Origin of the sequence: Neorhizobium sp. SOG26, from assembly GCF_003491345.1 — a bacterium.
Taxonomy (GTDB): domain Bacteria; phylum Pseudomonadota; class Alphaproteobacteria; order Rhizobiales; family Rhizobiaceae; genus Neorhizobium; species Neorhizobium turbinariae.
The window spans coordinates 1,642,425-1,663,520 of sequence record NZ_CP025512.1; the positions used below are offsets into that span (position 1 = coordinate 1,642,425).

Genomic DNA, 21,096 nt, shown 5'->3' on the forward strand with positions numbered 1-21,096 from the left:
ACAATTCGTCTTCTCATCCGGGGGCTTCACCGATAGGTTGCCAGCATCGGAGGGAGTCGCATGACACCGGAGCGCTATCTTCTTGCTCAGGCTTATAACAATGCCTGGGCCAACCACCGGCTGTTGAAGGCATGCGGACAGCTCTCTGCGCAAGAACTGGCCGCACCGCGACTGAGCTTCTTCCCTTCGATCATCCACACGCTGAACCACAACCTGACGGTCGACTGGCTGTATATCAGTGCGCTTGAGGGCGACTGCATTGGCGCAGCTGCCTTCGATCCGGAAATCCCCTTTCCCACCTTCACCGATCTCGACCGCGAACAGCGCACCGCAGACCGCCGTCTCATCGACCACTGTCGGCTCATGGATGGGAAGGCCCTGGCGGACGAAGTTCGCATTCCCCGGGCAGACCATGTCCAGGTGGAGCGTCGGGATCGCATCCTGCTACATTTGTTCCAGCACCAGATTCACCACCGCGGCCAGATCCATTCCATGCTATCGGGCACGTCGGTCAAGCCGCCGCAGTTGGACGAGTTCTTCCCAGCAGACGAAGAACGGCTGCGCGCACAAGATTTTGCTGAACTTGGCTTCACCGAAGCCGCTATTTGGAGTTGATGTTCTATGATGTATTTCGTGATCAAGTACCTGCACGTCCTGTCGGACTTCCTGCTCGTCGCCGGCATGTTGATCAATGCCTTCGTGATTTCCATGGTGCCGCCCACCATCCGTGTCGGCGTGATTGCCGCTCTTCGCAAATACGACCGCACGGTCACCACCGCAGCTCTTGCCGGTGCCTGGATCTTCGGCATCTGGCTGATTGTCGCCTATGTCGGCTTCTCGGACGGCTGGCTGCATGCCAAGCTGCTGTTCGTCATCCTGCTCTCCGCACTTCACGGCATGCAGCAGGGCTGGATGCGCCGCATGCAGGCCGATCCGAAGCTTGATCCGCCTGCCTTTGTTCGCCTCGGCATGCCGATCATCCTCGTTTCGGCGGTCATCATCATCGCACTGGCGATCATCAAGCCGTTCTGATCCGCAGGCAACCGAACGCGAACAGTTTTCGGCTGGAGCCGGCTTTCGCAAGCCGGCTCCATGTTCTAATCCTCGATCACACGATGCAGGAGGTACAAGCATGGCCAAGGTGGCATTCATCGGTCTCGGTGTGATGGGTTTCCCGATGGCGGGGCACCTGAAGGAAAAGGCCGGCCACGACGTGACCGTCTATAACCGCACCGCCTCGAAAGCCGATGACTGGGTGAAGAAGTACGGTGGCAAGTCGGCGGCAACGCCAGCCGAGGCTGCCAGGGATGCGGATTTTGTTTTCACCTGCGTCGGCAATGATGACGACCTTCGTTCCGTCACGGTCACCGAAACGGGGGTCCTTGCCGGCATGAAGTCCGGCGCGGTCTTGATCGACAACACGACCGCCAGCGCCGAGGTCGCGCGCGAATTGGAAGCCGCCGCCAAGGAAAAGGGCATCGGCTTCATCGATGCGCCGGTCTCGGGCGGCCAGGCAGGCGCGGAAAACGGTGTGCTGACTGTCATGTGCGGCGGCGACGAGGCCACCTTCGACAAGGCGAAGCCTGTCATCGATGCTTATGCGCGCATGGTCGGCCTCATGGGTCCGGTCGGAAGCGGCCAGTTGACGAAGATGATGAACCAGATCTGCATCGCCGGCGTGGTTCAGGGCCTTGCGGAAGCCATCCATTTTGGCAAGCAGTCAGGCCTCGATATCGAGAAGGTGATCGAAGTCATCTCCAAGGGTGCCGCCGGCTCCTGGCAGATGGAGAACCGCTACAAGACGATGAACGCGGGGAAATACGATTTCGGCTTCGCGGTGGACTGGATGCGCAAGGATCTCGACATCGTGCTTACCGAAGCGCGCCGCAATGGCGCCAAGCTGCCGCTGACGGCGCTCGTCGACCAGTTTTATGGTGACGTCCAGGCCATGGGCGGCAAGCGGTGGGACACCTCGTCACTGCTCGCGCGCCTTGAGAAGAGATAAGACCAGGAGGGCCGCTGAACCGGCGGCCCGCTCCTCGAGCCTAGTGGCTCAGTCCTCGCCGGCCTTCTGGTTGTCGAGGATCATGTAATCCAGCGGCAGTTCAGTCGTGTACTTGATCTGCTCCATGGCAAACGCCGACGACACATCGCGGATTTCGATCTTGGCGATCAGGCGCTTGTAGAAGGCGTCATAGGCGCCGATGTCCGGCACGACCACGCGTAGCAGGTAATCGACGTCGCCGCTCATGCGGTAGAACTCGACCACTTCCGGAAAATCCACCACCACTTCGGAGAAGCGTTTCAGCCATTCAATCGAGTGGCTGGCGGTGCGGATCGACACGAACACGGTGACCTTGGTGTTGACCTTCACCGGGTCGAGCAGCGCCACGCGGCGGCGGATGACGCCATCTTCTTCCATCTTCTGGATACGGCGCCAGCACGGCGTAGTCGACAGGCCAACCTTCTTCGCGAGGTCCGCGACAGCGAGTGTGGAGTCTTCCTGCAGTATGCGCAGGATCTTGCGATCAAGGCGGTCCATTATATCCCCTTCGAAATGATTTTTCGTTATACACCAGATTCTCCGGAATTAATCGAATTTTCTTCCCCTGATCAAGCTATCCACATGCTCGCGCAGCACCGGAAGCACCTCCAGCTCGAACCACGGGTTCTTGCGCAGCCACCCCGTATTGCGCCAGCTTGGATGAGGCAGCGGCAACACGCGCGGCGCCTGGTTGGCGAAGAAATACTCGCGCCAGTTCGCAACCGTCTCCGTCATTCCCTTCTTCCGTCGTGGTCCGAGATGCCAACCTTGAGCGTACTGGCCGATTGCGATGACGAAATCGACCTGCGGCATGGACTTGAACGCCCGCGTCCGCCAGAGCGGTGCGCATTCACGTCTCGGCGGAAGATCGCTCCCCTTGTTGTCGTATCCCGGGAAGCAGAAGCCCATCGGCAGGATCGCGAAGTTGGCCGGATCGTAGAACTCCTCGCGGCTGACGCCCAGCCAGTCGCGCAGCCGGTTGCCGGATGCATCGTTGAACGGCAGTCCGCTTTCGTGAACACGCAGCCCCGGCGCCTGCCCCGCAATCAGGATCTTCGCCGTCTGCGATAATACCGCCACCGGCCTTGGCTCGTGTGGCAGTCGGAAGGCATCACCCTTGGCCGGCGCGTCACGACAGATGCGGCAGGCTGCGATCGCGGCAGACAGGGCTTCAACATTTTCTTCAGCCATGCTCGCCCTCGCTGACCTCTCGCCCCAAGGCATTCGAGATCCAACCACCGATCATCTCGATGATCCCCGGCGCCTCCATCGAGCCGCGCGCCTGCCGCCAGGCCCGTGGCTCATCGAACGTCCCGCCCCAGAGACCTAATCCATCGCTGCGCGCCGCGACCTGTTCGCGTTCATAACCGCCGGAAGCGACCGCCAGGCCCTGCCGCACCATCTGAGCATTGATGTCGAACTCGCCCGACCGGCAACGCACCAGCAGGCGCCGGTAGCGGTCGCGGTCTCTTCCAACACACTCCACACCGTCCTCGCGCACGAACTCACCAAGGAATTTCTTAGCCTCACGGCCGCATGCCCACTGCCCGCCGTCGGCGTCTTCGCAGATCTGGTCCAGTTCCGGCGCATCGATGCCCTGAAGCCGCAGCCGCTCTTCGCCCACCGCCAGCGTATCCCCGTCCACCACATGAAAGGGGCCGCTCATCCGGGTGTCGTCGCTGCCGTTCAGCTTGGCGGCGATCAGCATCATCAGGAACAGAAAGGCGGCAGCCATGCCGCCATCCCGGATTAACCTCGACAGTCGAGCCACATTTGAGCCTTAATCGAAAACGGAAGCTTCAGAGGAATGGCAAACAAATCCTTTCCCGGCAGTACTCTCTTAAGGTTTTGACCATAGTCTCACAACCACCCGCGCAAGCAGTTCAGTGGCTATGAGTACCGGCGTCAGCACCTCAACCGACAAGATCATCGTCGATCGTTCGCGAAGCCACCGCAACAAGGCTGTGTCGAAGGCTGTCCGCGCGACGCGGGAACGTCTCCAATCCAGCACCAAGGGCAATCAGGTCTTCGACCGCGACATGCTCGGCATGCACGTAACCTCCGTGTTGCAGGGCGCCTCAGTGGTGCCGCTGTTCGTCGTGCTCGTTACAGCAGTTGGCCTTTACCTCGACTCCGACCCGCAGTTCCTGGCCTGGGCGCTTCTCATGCTCAGCGTCCACGCACTCAACGTGTTCGTGTCGCGCCGGGCGAACCGCAAGGAAATCAGCGCCACCGAGGTTCAGGTCTGGCGACGGCGGCTGATGGCCGCACAGCTTCTCGTGGGCGTCGGCTGGGCAGCCTTTGCGCTGCAAAGCTGTGATGGCTGCTCCGGCGATACCTATTATTTCTACAAGGGCGCGGTGCTGCTACTGGCGGTGTCGATCACCGCGATGAGCAGCTTCATGCTACGGCTCGGGATGCTGATCGGCTTCCTGCCCACGGTCGCGACCTTGGTCGGCATCGCCGTCTTTTCCCGCAGTGCGCTCGACATCGGCATGGCGGCCATGTGCGCTGTCGCGGTCGTCTTCTTTCACTATATCGGCGACCGGCTCTACCGCTCGAACCTCACCCTGATGTCCTATCAGTCGGAGAAGGACGACCTGATCGCCGAGCTCGAGGTGGCAAAGTCCATGTCCGACGAGGCGCGGCGACGGGCGGAGGAAGCAAACCTTGCGAAGTCCCGCTTCCTTGCCTCCATGTCCCATGAGCTGCGGACGCCGCTCAATGCGATCCTCGGCTTTTCCGAGGTGATGAGCTCGGAAGTGCTCGGCCCGCTCAACAACCCGACCTACAAGGAATACTCCGGCGACATCCACCGTTCGGGTCAGCATCTCCTCAACCTCATCAACGAGATCCTCGACCTGTCGCGCATCGAAGCCGGCCGTTACGATCTTGCCGAAGAAGCCCTTTCGCTGCTGGAAATCGCCGAAGATTGCATCGGCATGGTTCAACTCCGTGCACGCGGCAAGTCGATCACCATCCGCCAGCAGTTCGAGCCGGAACTGCCACTCGTCTGGGCTGATGAAAAGTCCATGCGCCAGGTGCTGCTCAATCTCCTGTCCAACGCGGTGAAATTCACGCCTCAAGGCGGCGAGGTCACGGTAAAGGTCGGCTGGACGGCCGGTGGCGGGCAATACGTCGCGATCAAGGACAATGGGCCAGGCATCCCCGAGGAAGAAATCCCGGTGGTGCTTTCTGCGTTCGGCCAGGGCTCGATCGCCATCAAGAGCGCCGAGCAGGGCACAGGCCTCGGCCTGCCGATCGTCCAGGCCATCCTCGCCAAGCACGACGGCCAGTTCATCCTGCGCTCAAAGCTGCGCGAGGGCACCGAGGCGATCGCAATCTTGCCGGCAACTCGCGTGCTGCAAAGCGTCCCGGCGGTCGCCGACGCACCGGCGGTCGAACGCCGCCGCAAGTCCTTCGCTTAAAGCTAGACAGCCAATCTCATTATTATTGCTGGATGCCGGGAAGATCCGGACCCGGTCCCGATGGGCTCAGCGCCGGCGGCGGTGAGAGTATCTCGCTCTCCGGTGGAATGATGAAGGGAGCCGGGGCCGCCTGCTTCTCGCGCTCCTCTTCCGCCGCCCGCGCGGCGGCGGCTTCCGCGGCCTGCCTTTGTCGCTCTGCCTCTTCCTCCTGAAGGCGCGCCCGCTCCTCGGCTTCCGCCTTTATCCGAGCGGCCTCGCGTTCTGCTGCCTTGAAATTGTAGAGCGCCACCTCACGACGCAGGCGCTGCTTTTCCAGCACACTCGCCTGCAGGGCTTCCACCCGCCGCCGCTCCTGTTCATAGGCGCGCTGCGACAGGAAATTCGCCATCGGGCCGATCTCGATCCGTTGCTCCGGGCTGCTCAGGTTCCCGCGATACTGCAGTCGAACGGTCGGGTCGCCTCCCGCAAGCGCTTCTTCACCGGCGTCGTAGGTCAAGGCCAATTCGGCGCTCATTTTGTCATCCACCACATCAAAGCGGCCGACGCCGACGAGCCTCGTGTTGCCGGTTGTCACAGTTACGGGCTGTGCCCGCGCCTCGCCCGCTGTGATGGTCACGGGCACCATGACATCGCCAATCTCCGTCATTCCCTGATTGACGAGCGCGGCAACCAGCGGCCGGACACGATCTTCGTTCACCTCGCCACCGAGCTTGTCCACCTGCGCCATCAGCGGACCGATCGTAGCACTGTTGATACCAGCGATGCTCACGCCCTTCATGCGCAGTTCCGCCGAGCCGCTTGCCGCGCCGATCAGTTCGGCGACGCTCTTGCCGGTAGATTCCGCCGACATGGAAAAGTCGAGCCTGCCGGCCGCCACCGGCTTTTCGTCCATTTGCCAGACAAGCGCAGACAGATCGGTATCGGTGCCGGACAGGCGTGCCTGCAACAACCCGGTGCCATCCGCGTTCGACATCATCAACCGGCCGGCAACTTCGCCGCCGCGCCACTTGCCCTTGCCGTCTTCGATGGTGATGCCGCCGCTGCGGTGGGCGACATTGGCACTGAAGTCCCCGATCGTGCCCATGGCGCCCGCCCGCAGACTCTTGGCCTTCAGATCAAGGGTGACATCGAGGTCGGAAAACAAGGGATTCTGGAGAGGATTAGAGGAGAGCTTGCCTTCACCTGGATCGGTGATTGGCCCGAACACCACCTCGCCAAGCCATGCTAGATCCACGTTGTCCACGGTAAGCGCACCGGTCGCCGGCCGACCCGGCGCCTTCCGGTCGACCGTCAGGTTGCCGGCAAAACTATTGCCCGCCGCGGCGCCCATAAGATCCGTCAGCTGAATCTGCTCCGGCTGCACCGCTAGATCAGCTTCAAGGTCCGTAGGGAGACCAATACCGAACTGCGGCAGCGTCCAACCCGTCATCAGCAGATAAGGCTCGAGATTGTCGCTCTTCAGCGCTAGGTGCCCTTGGCCCTCGCCAAAACCCTGCTCCTGCAGGTTCAGGTCACCTTCGAACGTCAGCGAGGTGCGGTCGGTGCGAAAGCTCAACTCTGTGCGCGCTGTTCCAGCCTCGACTTGCTGCAAGGTCAGCTCCAGCCGACCGGCACCATCTCGATCCTGCAGCAACGGGTCGAGGCCCGCCTGCCCGAGCAGGATCGAAGGGTCGGGATTGGCAAGCGATGCGGTGAGTGTGACCCGGTCACTGCCTGTGAGGTCAAACAGCCCAGGTAGCTTGAGGTTAGCGTCCACCGCGCTGCCGTTCGACTGGCCTTTTACAGTAACTTCCATCCCGCCGATGGCGCCACCGACGGTGAGGTCCGCTGATAGATCCGTATCAGCAAACCAGCTTGCGCTGGCGGCCAGTCGTTGCAGCAACGGATGCGGCGGCAGGCGATCACGCAACATGGCGAAGAAGGCCGACGGATCTCGCGATCGGAGGGTGAGATTGCCGCTGCCAGCGTAGGACAGCAGGGAGCCCTCGACGCGGCCCTTAGCGGCAATTGCCGCACCCGAAACGTCGCCGACCGTCAGGCGCTCCAGCGAGAGGACGCCGCCGGCCGTTGTGAAGGCGGTATCGACCTTGCTCGCCGTCACCCCGAAGGCGTTGAACTTGTCCGCCTTCAGCGTTGCCGCAATCCGGTGATCCAGCACATCCTCGCCCGCATCGTTGCCGGTCAGAAGGCCGGCCAGCGCCTGCATCGCATCAATGTCGATCTCGTTGCCCGCCAGTGTCACCGAAAGGTTCGGCACCTCGCTTTGTGGCGACTGGCGCTCCAGCCTTCCCTTAAGGATTGCGGGACCGATGGCCAGTTCCAGGTTGTCGAAGCGCTGCAACTCCGGCGTCAGGTTGACCCGCGCCGAAAAGCCTGCCGAACGCAGCTGCCGGATGGCCGGATCCACCCGCCCCGCAAGCCAATCCGCCAGACCCGACGGCTGGCTCGATGCCACCAGCATGTCGCCTGCGAAGGAGATCCGGTCACGCAGCGTCAGCGCACCCTTGGCTTCCAGCTGGGTGCGTCCGGGAAGCGTCGCCACCACATTATCAACCGTCCAGCCGTTGCCCGCGGGCCGGACATCAAGGCGGATGTCGCGAATGGTCGTGTCGTTGGCCACGATCGCCGGCAGGCGCAGGCTCGCCCGGCCCGGCACCTGCGGAATGGGGATCGAGGCCGCCATGCGGATGAAGTTGTTGATCCGCCGCTGCGCGGAGGCGGCCGCATCACGGCTGGTTTTCGCCTGTGCCGCCCCCTCACCCAAGCGGTTGACATCGATCTGCTGGCCCTCGGCAGTCAGCAGGAACTCGGGCTGCGTCCCGGTGTCCAGCGTCGCTTCGCCCGTGATGACGTAAGGGTTGTCGAGCGCGCCAAGCTCAAGCCGGTATTCCGGAATTCGGATGCGCTCGTTGGTCAGTTCGAAGCCACCCTTTGCACGCGGCCCCGGTGGCGGCGGCGTGACCGGCTCCGTTTCGTCTTCCTCTTCCAGGAAGGTAAGGGTGAATGCGCCGTTATAGGCCGGCTTGTTTTCGGCGATGCTGAGCTCGCCGTCGAGGTTCACCTCGACCGGCTGGGCATCCGGCCAGAACCGCAGCCGCAGCGGAATGTGCCTCGCCTGCGCATCGGCCGTACCGGTGGTGATGCTGAAGCGCGCTTCATTGTCATCCAGCGTCGCGTTGCCCTCGCCGCGCCATGGACCGAGCAGCGAGCCCGCCGAAAGGTCCGCCGAAACGCCACGCAAATGGCGTGACTGGCCCGACTGCTCGTCGATCAGGTCGATCTCGCCGCCGGTGATATGCACATCCTCAAGCACGACGCTGCGAGCCGGAATGGAAGCCTTGCCGCCCCGCATCCAGTCCAGCGTTCCGTCCTTCAGGATGCGGATGCGCGCCTTCGGGCGATCGATGCGCATGTCGAAGATGCGCGCTTCGCCGGAGAGGAAGGGCGCAAGCTCCATATCCATGGAAAACTGCGCGACCTGCACCAACGGCTGGCCATCGGCATCCGTGCCCACCCGCACATCGTGCAGTGTTACCGAGGGAAACGGCAGGATGCGCGCATCGACGTTGCCGTGCACGGCGACCTTCTTGCCAAGGATTCGGCTTGCCTGATCCTCGAACGCGACGCGGAAGCTCGACCAGTCCAGGAAGAAGGGAGCCAGCAGTGCCGCGAACAGCACCACCACGACCAGTCCACCCAATGCCAATAGGATGCGCCCGAGCAAATCGCGTTCCCTGTGTTCAGAAGTTCTAAACTAGTTCCACCGCGCCCATGGCCAAGTCAAGCACATGCAGGCCACACTCACGCCCGATCAGGAGGTGGGGTGGAAGATCTTGCCCGGATTGAAGATATTGTCCGGATCGAGGCTCTTCTTGATCGTCCGCATCACGTCGACGGCGCTGCCAAGCTCGTCTTCGAGAAAAGACATCTTCCCCTGCCCGATGCCGTGTTCGCCGGTGCATGTCCCGTCCATGGAAAGCGCCCGCTTGGTGAGCCGCGCCGTAAAGGCCTCGACCTTCTCGACGGAAGCCGTATCCTTGCCGTCGAACAGAACGAGCACGTGGAAATTGCCGTCGCCTGCATGGCCGACGATGGGCGCCAGCAAGCCCTCCGCCGCGATGTCCGCCTGCGTTTCGACCACGCATTCGGCGAGCCGGGAGATCGGTACGCAGACATCCGTCGACAACCCATCCAGTTCCGGAGCAAGTGCGCGGCCTGCCCAATAGGCGTTGTGGCGGGCCTGCCAGAGCTTCGCGCGCTCGTCGGCATTCGCGGTCCACTGGAACTCGTCGCTACCGCATTCCGCAGCAATTTCCGCAAACTGCGCAGATTGCAGCGCCACCGTTTCTTCCGTGCCGTGGAATTCCAGGAAAAGCGTCGGCTTCTCTGGATAGCTGAGCTTGGAATAAGCGTTGACGGCGCGCATCTGTACGTCGTCAAGAAGCTCGATGCGGGCGACCGGAATACCCATCTGGATCGTCATGATGACGGCGTCACAGGCTGCCTTGACTGTGGGGAAGGCACAGACACCCCCGCCGATCTTCTCGGGGATGCCCTGCAGGCGCAGGGTGATCGAAGTGATGACGCCAAGCGTCCCTTCCGAACCGACGAACAGCCGCGTGAGGTCATAACCGGCAGACGTTTTTTTGGCCCGCCGTGCGGTGCGGATCTCCTCACCATTCGCTGTCACGACGGTAAGCGACAGGACGTTGTCTTTCATGGTCCCGTAGCGGACCGCATTGGTGCCGGAGGCGCGGGTCGCCGTCATGCCCCCCAGCGTCGCATTGGCACCGGGATCGATGGGGAAGAACAGGCCCGTTGCGCGCAATTCCCGATTCAGCTCTTCCCGCGTCACGCCGGGCTCCACGGTCACGTCCAGATCTTCCGGGCTGACCCGCAGCACCTTGTTCATGCGGCTGAAATCGATCGAGATGCCGCCGGACGGCGCATTCACCTGGCCTTCAAGCGAGGTGCCGACACCGAAGGGGACGACCGGAACCTTGTGCTCGGTGCAGGCCTTGACCACCGCCTTCACGTCATCGGCGCTTTCGACAAAAACGACGCCGTCCGGAAGCTGGGAGGTGAGATAACTCGTGGTGTGGGCATGCTGCTCGCGAAAAGCCTGCCCGGTCTGGAAGCGCTCGCCGAAGGATTGTTTCAGGATGCCGAGCACCGTTGCGATGCCCTCTTCGTTGCGGATGCCCGCTCTCACGTCCTTCAGCGCCATGACCAATCTCCCAAAGCTTTCAATGCTTTGTTAGGCGACGTGCGCGTGTTTGTCCACTCGCTTGGTGGCGGGCACTCGACCCCGCCACCCTCTGGCAACCCGTGCTGCGCCTATTCGGCAGCGAGCAGCGGCGGTTCCTTGTTGTCCTGGTTTTCCTCGTCGTTACCATCATCAGCCGGCTTGCGCTTGATGTGCTTGCCCGATGCGGCATCCACGAGCTCCTGGTGGAAGCGCGCTTCCTCATGCACATGCGGCTTCGCGAAACGGGCGATCAGAAGATAGGCGACCGGCGTGATGAACAGCGTCACGCTGACGGCGAGACCAAGCCCGCCGACGATAACCCAGCCTAGCGCGGCACGGGCTTCGGCACCCGCACCTTCCGCCAGCACCAGCGGCACGCCGCCGATGATCGTGGCAATCATCGTCATCATTACCGGGCGCAGGCGTACCGAGCAGGCCTGTTCGATCGCCTCACGAACCCCTGCGCCTTTGTCGCGAAGCTGGTTTGCGAACTCCACAATCAGGATGCCGTTCTTCGCCATGACACCAACCAGAAGAACAAGGCCGATCTGGCTATAGACGTTGAGGCTCGATCCCGTCAGCACCAGCGCGATGGCAGCGCAGGCAAGCCCCAGCGGCACCGTCGACATGATGATGATCGACGACAGCACGCTTTCAAACTGCGCCGCCAGAACCAGGAAGATGATGGCGATCGCAAAGCCGAAGGTCATCAGCATCGCGTTGGAGTTTTCTCCCAGCGTCTTCGCTTCCGCCATCGGCATCAGGCGCACACCTTCGGGCAGCAGCGGATCGGCAAGCGCCGTCATCTCGCGGACCGCGTCGCCCAGCGCGACATTGTTCGGCAGGTTGGCAGAGATTGACACCGACGCCAGCTGCTGTTCGCGGTTGAGCTGCGGCGCCACCGCACCTTCGTTCAACGTCGCAATGGTCGACATTGGCACGATCTTGCCGTCGCCGGTCTTGAGGAAGATGTTCTCAAGATCAGTCGGATCGTCGAGTGGACGCGTCGTTGACGTCAGCTTCACCGACAATGCTTCGCCGGCCACGAAGACATCCACAACCGAGCGCCCCTCGAGAAGTGACTGCACGGCGGTCGAAAGGCCGGTGATGTCGATGCCAAGGTCGGACGCCCGTTCGCGATCGATCGCCACGGAAAGCTGCGCCTGGGTCGGCTCGTTGGTGAGGCGCGGCGTATCGAAGAGATCGCGACGCTGCTCCATTTGCGTCACGAGCTTCTGGGCCGTGTCCGTCAGGAGATCATAGTCGTTGCCGACGAGCGCCATCTGCATGCCGTTGCCGGCGCCTCGGATCTTCAGGCTGTTTGCCTGTATTGCGAAGCCGCGCAAAGCCGGCACCTTGGCGACTGCCGCGTTCACATCGGCGGCAATCTGGTCCTGGCTGCGTTCACGCTCACCCCACGGTGCCAGCGTGAGAACCATGAAACCGCTATTCTTGTTGCTGCCGAAACCGGAGATGGAGAAGATGTTGGTGACTTCACCGGCTTCGCGCAGCGGCTCGAGATATTCCTCGACGCGCTGCATCTGGTCGCGCGTGTAATCGAGGCTAACGCCCTGCGGCGCCGTCAGCCGCAGCATCACCGAAGCGCGGTCCTCTCGCGGCGTGAGCTCATTGGTGACCTGTCCGAAGACCATGTAGGAGGCGAAGGCGAAGATCGCCGAAAACACGATCACGACAAGCGGCGCATTCAGGCAGAAGCGCAGCGCGCGCATGTAGATACGGGCGAAGCCGTTGCCGATTGCGCCCAGGAAACCGTGATCTTCGGACATCGGCTTGGTCAGCATGCGCGAGGCAAGCATCGGGCAAAGCGTCAGGGCGGTGATCGAGGACAGCCCGACCGCGAGCGCCAGAACGAAACCGAATTCCTTGAACAGTCCGCCAATCTGGCCGGGAAGGAAGGAGAGCGGAATGAACACGGCAGCAAGTGTCGCTGTCGTCGCCAGAACCGCGAAGAACACTTCCTGCGTGCCGAGCACCGCCGCAGCCCTTGGCCCCATGCCTTCGGACCGCCGTCGCACGATATTCTCGAGCACGACGATACCGTCGTCGACCACGAGGCCCGTGGCCAGAACGATGGCGAGCAGCGTCAGGATGTTGATCGAAAAGCCGATGAGATAGATCGCCACGAGCGTGCCGATCAGCGCCACCGGCATGGTGAGCGCCGGGATCAGCGTCGCGCGCCAGTCACGCAGGAAGAGCCAGATGACGAGGAGAACGACACTCGCCGAGAGGGCAAGCGCGATCTCCACCTCATGCAACGCTCCCTGGATGAAGATCGCGTCGTCGCTGGTGACGATGAGGCGCGTGCCTTCAGGCAGGATGTTGGCCATGTCGGCCACCGCCTTCTTCACGCCTTCCGAAATGTCGAGCGTGTTCGACTGCGCCTGGCGGATGATACCAAGACCAACGCCTTGGACCGCGTTCGAACGCAGCACCGTGTTGCCGTCATCGGGACCCAGTTCCACCGTCGCGACATCGCGCAGTCGTACATTCGGGGCGACGAGGACGTTTTCGAAATCCTGCGGCTTCGTCAGGTTGGCCGTGGCACGCACCACGATGTCCTGGGTGCGGCTCTGCAGCGAGCCGGCCGGCACGTCCAGCGCAGCACTGGCCAGCGCCCGCGACACATCGGCAACCGTCAGCCCGCGGCCGGCGAGGGCTTCCTGGTTGACATCAACGCGGAAGATCTTCTCCTGGTCGCCATAAAGCTCGACGTCTGCCACGCCTTCGACGGCGGCAAGCCTGTCGATGATCTCATTGTTGACGAGCTGCGTGAGGTCATCCATCGACAGCGTCGACGAAGTGACGGCAAGGCGCATGATCGCCTCGGAATTGGCATCCGCCTTGACGATACGCGGCTCATCGACCTCGTCCGGAAGCCGGTTGCGAACGCGGCCGACGGCATCGCGCACATCGTTTGCAGCTTCCGACAGGTCCACCGTGTCGGAAAATTCCATGGTGACGCGGCTGGAGCCGAACTGCGACTGGGACGACAGTGCCTTCAGGCCAGAAACGCGTGCGACCGCGCCTTCGATGACCTGCGTGACCTCCTGGTCCATGGTCTGCGGCGACGCGCCGTCGTAATTGGTGCGAACGGTAATGACCGGCTGGTCGACATCCGGCAGTTCGCGCACTTCGATACCGGCAAGCGCTGCAAGGCCTGCAACGACCAGAAGAGTATTGAGCACGGCGGCAAGCACCGGCCGGCGGATGAACAGCGCGGTAAAGCTCTGGCCGGTCCGCGCGACGTCGACCTGTTCTTCTTCGGGCTGCTCGATCACGGGCGTGTCGGACTTCATTGGCTAGCGACCTCCGCCGTTTCCTGAGCACCGCCGATGCGCACCGGCGCGCCGTCACGCACCCGCTGCAGGCCTTCCGTGGCAACGCGGTCGCCTTCCTTCAGCTCGGCTTCGACAAGAACCGCATCCGGGTTGCGCTGCACGACGCGAACCCGCGTCTTGTAGGACTTGTTGTCCTTGATCTGCCAGACGTATGAACCTTCGCTGTCCCACTGGATCGAGAGAGGATCAACGGCCGGGAACTGTTCGCCCTTGAAGCGCATGGTGACGCTGAAGGACATGCCTGCGCGCAGCTCGTCCTTCGGGTTTTCAATCCGGGCGCGTACGCGCATGGTCCGGCTCGCCGGATCGACGCGGTTGTCGATCGCATCGACCGTGCCAGCAAAAACCTGGCCGGGCCGTGCGATAGCGCTTGCCTCCACCGCCTGGCCGGGCTCGATCGCCACGGCAAAACGCTCCGGTGCCCAGAAGTCGACGAGGATCGCTGACCTGTCGTCAATCGTCACGATGCTGGTCTGGGTGGTGACATTGTCGCCGACATTGACCGGGACGATGCCGGCAATACCCTCGATGGGCGCCACGATATCGCGACGCTTCAGGTTGAGCTCGGCCGTGGCAAGCGCCAGCTTGGCTGATTGTTCGGCGATCTGGGCATCAAGAACGTCAAGCCGCGCGACCGACTGGAGGTTCTTGTAGGAGGCTGACTTCTCCTGGGCGCTCTTCAGCGCGACCTGCGCCTTGTCGCGCTCGATGATCTGCTCGTCATCGTCGAGACGTGCCAGCACCTGGCCCTTCTCGACCTTCTGGCCGGCGGTGACCATGATCTCGTTGATGGTGCCCGATGCCTGCGGCATGACCACGACGGTCTGCACCGCCTGGCCGCTGCCGATTGCCGACAACTGGTCATTGACAACACCGATCTTCACCGGCTGGACCGAAACGAGCGTGGCGCGGTTTGCCCCGCCCGGACCACCGGGTCCGTCCTGGCCGCGTCCTGGCTCCGGACCGTTCGCAGCAGCCTGCCCGCCATTGCGCGGCCCACCGGCTGCAGGCTCCTTAGCGGCAGATACATCCTCGGATGGAGAGGTGATGGCCGCCAGCACCGGTTGCGGAACGCCCCAGCCTGCCAGCGTCTGGCCTGCGGATGGAACCATGTAAATCCAGAGTCCAAGTGCTGCCGCAAGCAGCACAAGACAGAGGAATAGTTGTTTCCAAATCCGCATTCAAAACTCCAGAGGTTGCATGTCGCGCATGATATTCTAAGGCCTGCCAAATATCGCCGATTCAGAGCCGTAAGCAATGCCTCCAGGGGCTTTCTTACGAAATTGTAATATCACGGAAAATTCAGTTTCATCTGCCTTTCCCATGCCCGAAGAACATGCAGCCGACGCTCCCGCCATGTGCGGGATGCATGCTCCCGACACACTTTAGCCGCCTCTTGCGGAAAGACTGGGAATAAAAGAAGAACGCTTCCTAGCCTTTCGGGCCCGAATCATTACATTGGCCGCATGACTAACAGTTTCGACGACATTCCGTTCTTCGGTGACGAAGACGAACCGGCAGCGCGCAAGCCGCAAGCGCCGGGAGAACGGCCTCAGGCTGCCGCAGGCGGTTTGGGTATCGCTGCCCGCGCCATGGCCGCACGCGGTGGCCAACGCGAGGCGCCCGATTATCTTTCGGGCCTTAATCCGGAGCAACGGGAAGCCGTTGAAACGACGGATGGCCCCGTGCTCGTGCTCGCAGGCGCCGGCACCGGCAAGACGCGCGTGCTCACCACCCGCATCGCCCACATCCTTGCAACCGGGAAAGCCTTCCCGAGCCAGATCCTGGCGGTGACCTTCACCAACAAGGCTGCCCGCGAGATGAAGGAGCGCATCGGCATGCTGGTCGGTGGTGCCGTGGAAGGCATGCCGTGGCTTGGCACCTTCCACTCGATCGGCGTCAAGCTATTGCGCCGCCACGCGGAATTGGCAGGGCTGCGCTCCAACTTCACCATTCTCGACACCGATGACGTGGTGCGGCTGATCAAGCAATTGATCCAGGCGGAAGGGCTCGATGACAAGCGCTGGCCGGCCAAGCAGTTCGCCGGCATGATCGACACCTGGAAGAACAAGGGCCTGTTGCCTGCCGACATTCCTGAGGGTGACGCTCGCGCCTTCGCCAATGGCAAAGGTCGCGAACTTTACGCCGCCTACCAGGCGCGCCTTCGCACCTTGAATGCCTGCGATTTCGGCGACCTGCTGCTCCACCCGATCGCGATCTTCCGCAAGACGCCGGACCTCCTGAAGGAATATCACCAGCGGTTCCGATACATCCTCGTCGACGAGTACCAGGACACCAACACGGCGCAATACATGTGGCTGCGGCTTCTGGCGCAACGACCGCAGGGCGTGCCGCAGAACGTCTGCTGCGTGGGTGACGACGACCAGTCGATCTATGGCTGGCGCGGCGCGGAAGTGGATAATATCCTGCGCTTCGAAAAGGATTTCCACGGCGCCAAGGTTATCAAGCTGGAGCGCAACTACCGCTCGACCGAACATATCCTCGGCACGGCCGGCCACCTGATTGCCCATAACGAAGGCCGGCTCGGCAAGACGCTTTTCACGGATCGGGTAAACCCTGATGACGAAAAGGTGATGGTGCACGCGGCCTGGGACTCGGAAGAAGAGGCCCGTGCAATCGGCGAAGAGATCGAGCGGCTGCAGCGTGGCGACGGCATTCCGGGAAGCGAGGGCAAGAAGCATGCGTTGAACGACATGGCGATCCTGGTGCGCGCCTCCTTCCAGATGCGCGAGTTCGAAGACCGCTTCGTCACACTTGGCCTCAACTACCGCGTCATCGGCGGTCCGCGCTTCTATGAGCGGCTCGAGATCCGCGACGCCATGGCCTATTTCCGCCTGGTCTGCCAGCCCGCCGACGACCTCGCCTTCGAGCGCATCGTCAACACGCCAAAGCGTGGGCTGGGCGATACCACGATCCGTTACCTCCATGACTACGCCCGTGCCCGTGACATCCCGATGCTGCAGGCCGCTGCCGATATCGTCGAGACCGACGAGTTGAAGCCCAAGCCACGCAAGGCGCTGTTCGATGTCGTGCAAAGCTTCAGGAACTGGAGTCAACGGCTTGAATCGACTCCGCATCTCGACCTGGCGGAACAGATCCTGGAAGAAAGCGGCTATACCGACATGTGGAAGGCCGACAAATCGGCAGAAGCACCGGGCCGGCTGGAAAACCTGAAGGAACTCATCCGCTCGATGGAAGCATTCGAGAGCATGCGCGGCTTCCTGGAGCACGTGTCGCTTGTCATGGACGCCGAGCAGAACGAAAACCTCGACGCCGTCTCGATCATGACGCTGCATTCCGCCAAGGGGCTGGAATTCGACACCGTCTTCCTGCCCGGTTGGGAGGAAGGCCTCTTCCCGCACCAGCGGGCGCTCGATGAAGGCGGACGTTCCGGGCTCGAAGAAGAACGCCGCCTCGCCTATGTCGGCATCACCCGCGCCAAGCGCCGCTGCCATATCTGGTTTGTGTCCAACCGGCGCATCCATGGCCTCTGGCAGTCGACCATGCCGTCACGTTTCTTGGATGAGTTGCCGCAGGCGCACGTGGATGTCGCAGCCTCCGAAACCAACTACGGCGGATACGGCGGTCGCGGCGGTTATGGCCAGTCGCGCTTCGACAAGGCAGATCCCTTCGCCAACAGTTATTCGACGCCCGGCTGGAAACGCGCCCAGGCCAACAAAACCGACGCGACCCGCGACAACTGGGGCAGCCGCTCCGGCCATTCGATCGAGCGGATCGGTTACGGCGAAAGCGGACCTCGTGGCCGCACCATCGACGGCGAACTGGTCGCAAAATCGGTGGCGGACGTGCCGTCGCAGTTCTCCGTCGGCGACCGGGTCTTCCACATCAAGTTCGGCAACGGCAATATCTCGGCCATCGAAGGCAACAAGCTGACGATCGATTTCGACCGCGCCGGACAAAAGCGGGTGCTGGAGGGATTTGTGGAGCGGGCATAGCGCCCACCCCACTTTGCTTGCAGAAACAGGCCACCCCGGTTACCTCTGAAACCAGAGGATCCATTCGTGCGGAGGCGGCCATGTATCTCACCAACCAAGACATGATCGAGCTGACGGCCTGGCGGCGCAAGCTGCACTCCATGCCGGAAGTCTCTCGTGAGGAAGTGGCGACCGCCGCCGAAGTCCAGGCTTTCCTGGCGCCGACCAACCCGGACCAGGTGATTTCCGGCCTCGGCGGCACCGGTGTCGCCGCCGTATACGACAGCGGCAAGCCCGGCCCCACCGTGCTCTTCCGCTCCGAACTCGACGCGTTGCCTATCGAGGAGATCAGCGACCTCCCACACCGCTCCAAGATCGCCGGCAAGAGCCATATGTGCGGCCATGATGGGCACACGGCGATACTTGCCTCGCTCGGTCGCCAGTTCGGGCGCGAGCGGCCGAAGAGCGGACGCGTCGTGCTCATGTTCCAGCCGGCGGAGGAGGATGGTTCGGGCGCTGCCGCCGTTCTGGCGGACGAGCGTTTTTCCAAGGTGAAGCCGGACTACAGCTTTTCGCTGCACAACTTTCCGGGCCTGCCGCTCGGGCATGTCTGGCTGAAGGAAGGCGTGGTCAACTGCGCCTCGCGCGGCCTGAAGATCAAGCTGTCGGGCCGCACCGCGCATGCCTCCATGCCGGAAACAGGCATCTCGCCTGCCCCTGCCGTGGCGCAGTTGATGACCGCCCTGACAAGCCTTAGCCGCGGCACGGTCGCGGGCGAGGATCTGGTGCTTGCGACCGTGACGCATGCGGTGATCGGCGAACCTGCTTTCGGCATCGCGCCCGGTTACGCCGAAGTCTGGGTAACGCTGCGCACCATCACTGACGACGAGATGGCGACCCTGACGAACACGGCGGAAACGCTGGTTCGGAAGGTGGCGGGCGATGGCGAGCTGGAATTCCAGCTGGAATATCACGACATCTTCGACCACTCGGAAAACAGCCCGGAAGCAACGAGGATCCTGCGTGCGGCGCTGGAGGCCGAGGGCATAAGCCACGAGCCGGGGCTGGCTTTGCGGGCATCGGAGGATTTCGGGCGCTTTGCGGCGGTCTCGAAATCCGCCATGTTCTTCCTCGGGGCCGGCGAAAATCTCGCAGCCCTGCACAACCCGAACTACGATTTTCCGGACGATCTCATCCCGATCGGCACACGGATCTTCATGCGCGCCGCACGCGACCTTCTCGGGTAACCGGATTGGGACAAGTGGTTGAAGCCGCTGGCAAGCCAGCGGCTTTCTTCAAGGTCAGGCGTCGCTGCCGCTGAAAAGCTTGGCAAGGAAGTTGCCGTTGGAGCCGCCGCCCGGGCGCTTGCCGTCCCACTTGGGCACAATCACCATGTGCGTGATCTCGCCGCGCTGGAAAGCCTTCAGGAACTTGTCGTACTGGGCAAAGGCAACGCAGCCATGCGAGTCACCCTTCACGCGCAGCAGGTAGCTGTGAGCGAGAAGACCTGTACGGTTCTGCGGATGTTTGCCATCAACGGAAGTCAGGCGGATTGCGGCAACGCCGTGGAATAGCTTCTCGCGCATGGAAAGCTTGTAGGTGCCGGGCGGGGTCGGCCCACGCATCTTTACATGGGTATATTTCGGGTTGTCACGCATGCTGCCGATGCCGGAATGCGCCTCGAGCTTCGTGCCGTTCGGCATGTGAACAACACCGTTGGTGATGTCGTAGATGGCGACCTTCGAACCGATGCCGGGCCAGCTCGGCGCAGACGGCGCCGGACGCGACGGCTCCTGGCGCATCGGGTTGTCGGGCTTGGCAAAGGCAAGCGCAGTCGGCTTGTCGTCATCGTTGCCACGCGGCTTTTGCGGCGCAACAGCGGCGATGGCAGCCAGCGCATTTGGCTTCGCCGGCTTTTCAGCCTGTGCGAGCGATGTCGACGGACGGATTACCGGCAGCGGGCCAGACTTCGGCAGAGAGTGGGTTTCCACCGGAGCAGGCTCGGGCAGCGAGGCGACGACGGTTTCTTCCGTCTCCTCCTCAAGAGAAGTATCTTCCAACGCGGCCATTTCGACCGGCTTCATGTCCTTGAGCTCGGCAACCGAGGTGGCCGGCGCCGCATCCTGGATCAGGTCTGGCAGGCTGCTGTCGCCGCGCGGTGCCACGACCACGAGGCTCGCCATCGCGGAACCCAGGATGGAGCGGACCTGGTCCGCGCCCGGGCGGCTTTTCTCGAGCGCTGCGAACTGCTGGTCCATTGCGCGGTTGCGGGCGGCGCTCGCAAGAGCCGCCTGCAGCGCAACCTGAACATCGGCAGGTTCCGGGCGCCGCGCGGCGAGTGCTGCGGCCGCGGCACCTTCAAGGCGACCAGCCTTCGGCTCGGCCGGACTGCTGCCCGGAAGCCGCGAGAACTTATTCACGTCTATGTCGATGGGGCCGCGGCTCAGGTGGCCAGCGGCAAGCGCGACCTTGCCGAGCGATGCCATCGTGGCGGCCGGCTTCGGCATCGCCACATTGATCTTTACTTCGGAGGCTGGTTTGACCGCTGTCGCCATCGTGGCCATGGAGGCGCAGACGAGCGCGCCCACCGTCATACCCACGCCAAGTGCGACATTTGTCAGAAGGGAGCGGGATTTCTTCCGGCGTGCAGTCGTCTTGCGAACCTGCTTGCCATGGACTGCTTTCGGAACCGAACCCGCCATCACTCGTTACCCAAACCGTTACTCACACAGGCGGCCCATGCTTGCGCAAGGCTGCCGACACAAAGGCTGTGACCCGGTCGGGCTGAAGGATTACGTCCCTCACCCAAGCCATCAGCTCGAATGTGAGAATGAACGGATATGGTAACCAATGTCTTTACGCCGCCCCGATTCTGAACTTCAGTCGAATGGTTAAAAGAGCATGCGGCCGGAAGTTTAGCCGAAATGCGGCAATGGCATGACCATCGCGTGCAGATTAAGGCGTCCACGTCCCTCAACTGTTGTTTCTTAGCCACAAGAACCTGCAACTTCAACTGAAATCGAGTCACGTTCTTCTGGGCTGAACCACCCGCAGAGACTTG

Annotated in this window: 14 protein-coding genes; 6 read left to right on the top strand and 8 right to left on the bottom strand. The window is 62.5% G+C overall.

The window, feature by feature from the left end; genetic code table 11:
- Positions 1–60: 60 nt before the first annotated feature.
- The 3 genes from CYG48_RS08245 (at position 61) to CYG48_RS08255 (ending at position 2,005) form a co-directional block, all read left to right on the top strand.
- Entirely contained in the window at positions 61–615 is a 555-nt protein-coding gene (locus CYG48_RS08245) for a DinB family protein (RefSeq protein WP_118849938.1), read from the top strand.
- 6 nt (positions 616–621) lie between these two features.
- Positions 622–1,032: a CopD family protein gene (locus CYG48_RS08250; RefSeq protein ID WP_118849939.1), complete on the top strand. Its 411-nt coding sequence runs from the start codon at positions 622–624 to the stop codon at positions 1,030–1,032.
- 100 nt (positions 1,033–1,132) lie between these two features.
- Positions 1,133–2,005: an NAD(P)-dependent oxidoreductase gene (locus CYG48_RS08255; RefSeq protein ID WP_118849940.1), complete on the top strand. Its 873-nt coding sequence runs from the start codon at positions 1,133–1,135 to the stop codon at positions 2,003–2,005.
- A gap of 48 nt (positions 2,006–2,053) precedes the next feature.
- Here the strand turns inward: CYG48_RS08255 and CYG48_RS08260 are convergent, their stop codons facing one another.
- From CYG48_RS08260 to CYG48_RS08270, 3 genes are read right to left on the bottom strand one after another with little or no spacing between them, the layout of a single operon-like run.
- The gene (locus CYG48_RS08260; protein WP_118849941.1) at positions 2,054–2,542 is read right to left on the bottom strand and encodes an Lrp/AsnC family transcriptional regulator; all 489 of its coding nucleotides are present in this window, start codon (positions 2,540–2,542) and stop codon (positions 2,054–2,056) included.
- A gap of 48 nt (positions 2,543–2,590) precedes the next feature.
- The gene (locus tag CYG48_RS08265; protein ID WP_118849942.1) at positions 2,591–3,235 is read right to left on the bottom strand and encodes a uracil-DNA glycosylase family protein; all 645 of its coding nucleotides are present in this window, start codon (positions 3,233–3,235) and stop codon (positions 2,591–2,593) included.
- On the bottom strand, positions 3,228–3,815 hold the full coding sequence (locus CYG48_RS08270; RefSeq protein ID WP_118849943.1) for a thermonuclease family protein: 588 nt from the start codon (positions 3,813–3,815) through the stop codon (positions 3,228–3,230). The genes CYG48_RS08265 and CYG48_RS08270 overlap by 8 nt, the downstream gene beginning before the upstream one ends.
- 121 nt (positions 3,816–3,936) lie before the next feature.
- Here CYG48_RS08270 and CYG48_RS08275 point away from each other — a divergent pair, with 121 nt between their 5' ends.
- Positions 3,937–5,472: a sensor histidine kinase gene (locus CYG48_RS08275; RefSeq protein WP_118849944.1), complete on the top strand. Its 1,536-nt coding sequence runs from the start codon at positions 3,937–3,939 to the stop codon at positions 5,470–5,472.
- Between the two features lie 22 nt (positions 5,473–5,494).
- Here the strand turns inward: CYG48_RS08275 and CYG48_RS08280 are convergent, their stop codons facing one another.
- The 4 genes from CYG48_RS08280 to CYG48_RS08295 all read right to left on the bottom strand — a co-directional run bounded on the left by CYG48_RS08280 (position 5,495) and on the right by CYG48_RS08295 (position 15,260).
- Complete coding sequence (locus CYG48_RS08280; RefSeq protein WP_118849945.1) at positions 5,495–9,196, bottom strand: AsmA family protein; 3,702 nt, start codon at positions 9,194–9,196, stop codon at positions 5,495–5,497.
- Positions 9,197–9,283: 87 nt separating this feature from the next.
- A complete protein-coding gene (locus CYG48_RS08285; RefSeq protein WP_118849946.1) occupies positions 9,284–10,699 on the bottom strand; it encodes an FAD-binding oxidoreductase in 1,416 nt (471 codons plus the stop codon).
- A 110-nt stretch (positions 10,700–10,809) separates the two neighbouring features.
- Positions 10,810–14,037 carry an efflux RND transporter permease subunit gene (locus CYG48_RS08290; RefSeq protein ID WP_118849947.1) on the bottom strand — a complete coding sequence of 1,076 codons (3,228 nt, stop codon included), beginning with the start codon at positions 14,035–14,037 and terminating at the stop codon, positions 10,810–10,812.
- Positions 14,034–15,260 (bottom strand): efflux RND transporter periplasmic adaptor subunit, encoded by a 1,227-nt coding sequence (locus CYG48_RS08295; RefSeq protein ID WP_118849948.1) that lies wholly within the window; start codon positions 15,258–15,260, stop codon positions 14,034–14,036. Before CYG48_RS08295 ends, CYG48_RS08290 begins: the two co-directional genes overlap by 4 nt.
- A gap of 285 nt (positions 15,261–15,545) precedes the next feature.
- Here CYG48_RS08295 and CYG48_RS08300 point away from each other — a divergent pair, with 285 nt between their 5' ends.
- Positions 15,546–18,056, top strand: a complete 2,511-nt coding sequence (locus CYG48_RS08300) for an ATP-dependent helicase (protein WP_118849949.1) — start codon at positions 15,546–15,548, stop codon at positions 18,054–18,056.
- A gap of 80 nt (positions 18,057–18,136) precedes the next feature.
- Entirely contained in the window at positions 18,137–19,282 is a 1,146-nt protein-coding gene (locus CYG48_RS08305; protein ID WP_118849950.1) for an amidohydrolase, read from the top strand.
- A 54-nt stretch (positions 19,283–19,336) separates the two neighbouring features.
- Here CYG48_RS08305 and CYG48_RS08310 read toward each other — a convergent pair whose 3' ends face one another.
- A complete protein-coding gene (locus tag CYG48_RS08310; protein WP_118849951.1) occupies positions 19,337–20,737 on the bottom strand; it encodes a DUF2778 domain-containing protein in 1,401 nt (466 codons plus the stop codon).
- Between the last annotated feature and the right edge of the window lie 359 nt (positions 20,738–21,096).

Coding starts and splice junctions, on each gene's coding strand:
- CYG48_RS08245 (WP_118849938.1), top strand. CDS start 61: ATGACACCGGAGCGCTATCTTCTTGCTCAGGCTTATAACAATGCCTGG.
- CYG48_RS08250 (WP_118849939.1), top strand. CDS start 622: ATGATGTATTTCGTGATCAAGTACCTGCACGTCCTGTCGGACTTCCTG.
- CYG48_RS08255 (WP_118849940.1), top strand. CDS start 1,133: ATGGCCAAGGTGGCATTCATCGGTCTCGGTGTGATGGGTTTCCCGATG.
- CYG48_RS08260 (WP_118849941.1), bottom strand. CDS start 2,542: ATGGACCGCCTTGATCGCAAGATCCTGCGCATACTGCAGGAAGACTCC.
- CYG48_RS08265 (WP_118849942.1), bottom strand. CDS start 3,235: ATGGCTGAAGAAAATGTTGAAGCCCTGTCTGCCGCGATCGCAGCCTGC.
- CYG48_RS08275 (WP_118849944.1), top strand. CDS start 3,937: ATGAGTACCGGCGTCAGCACCTCAACCGACAAGATCATCGTCGATCGT.
- CYG48_RS08285 (WP_118849946.1), bottom strand. CDS start 10,699: ATGGCGCTGAAGGACGTGAGAGCGGGCATCCGCAACGAAGAGGGCATC.
- CYG48_RS08290 (WP_118849947.1), bottom strand. CDS start 14,037: ATGAAGTCCGACACGCCCGTGATCGAGCAGCCCGAAGAAGAACAGGTC.
- CYG48_RS08295 (WP_118849948.1), bottom strand. CDS start 15,260: ATGCGGATTTGGAAACAACTATTCCTCTGTCTTGTGCTGCTTGCGGCA.
- CYG48_RS08300 (WP_118849949.1), top strand. CDS start 15,546: ATGACTAACAGTTTCGACGACATTCCGTTCTTCGGTGACGAAGACGAA.
- CYG48_RS08305 (WP_118849950.1), top strand. CDS start 18,137: ATGTATCTCACCAACCAAGACATGATCGAGCTGACGGCCTGGCGGCGC.
- CYG48_RS08310 (WP_118849951.1), bottom strand. CDS start 20,737: ATGGCGGGTTCGGTTCCGAAAGCAGTCCATGGCAAGCAGGTTCGCAAG.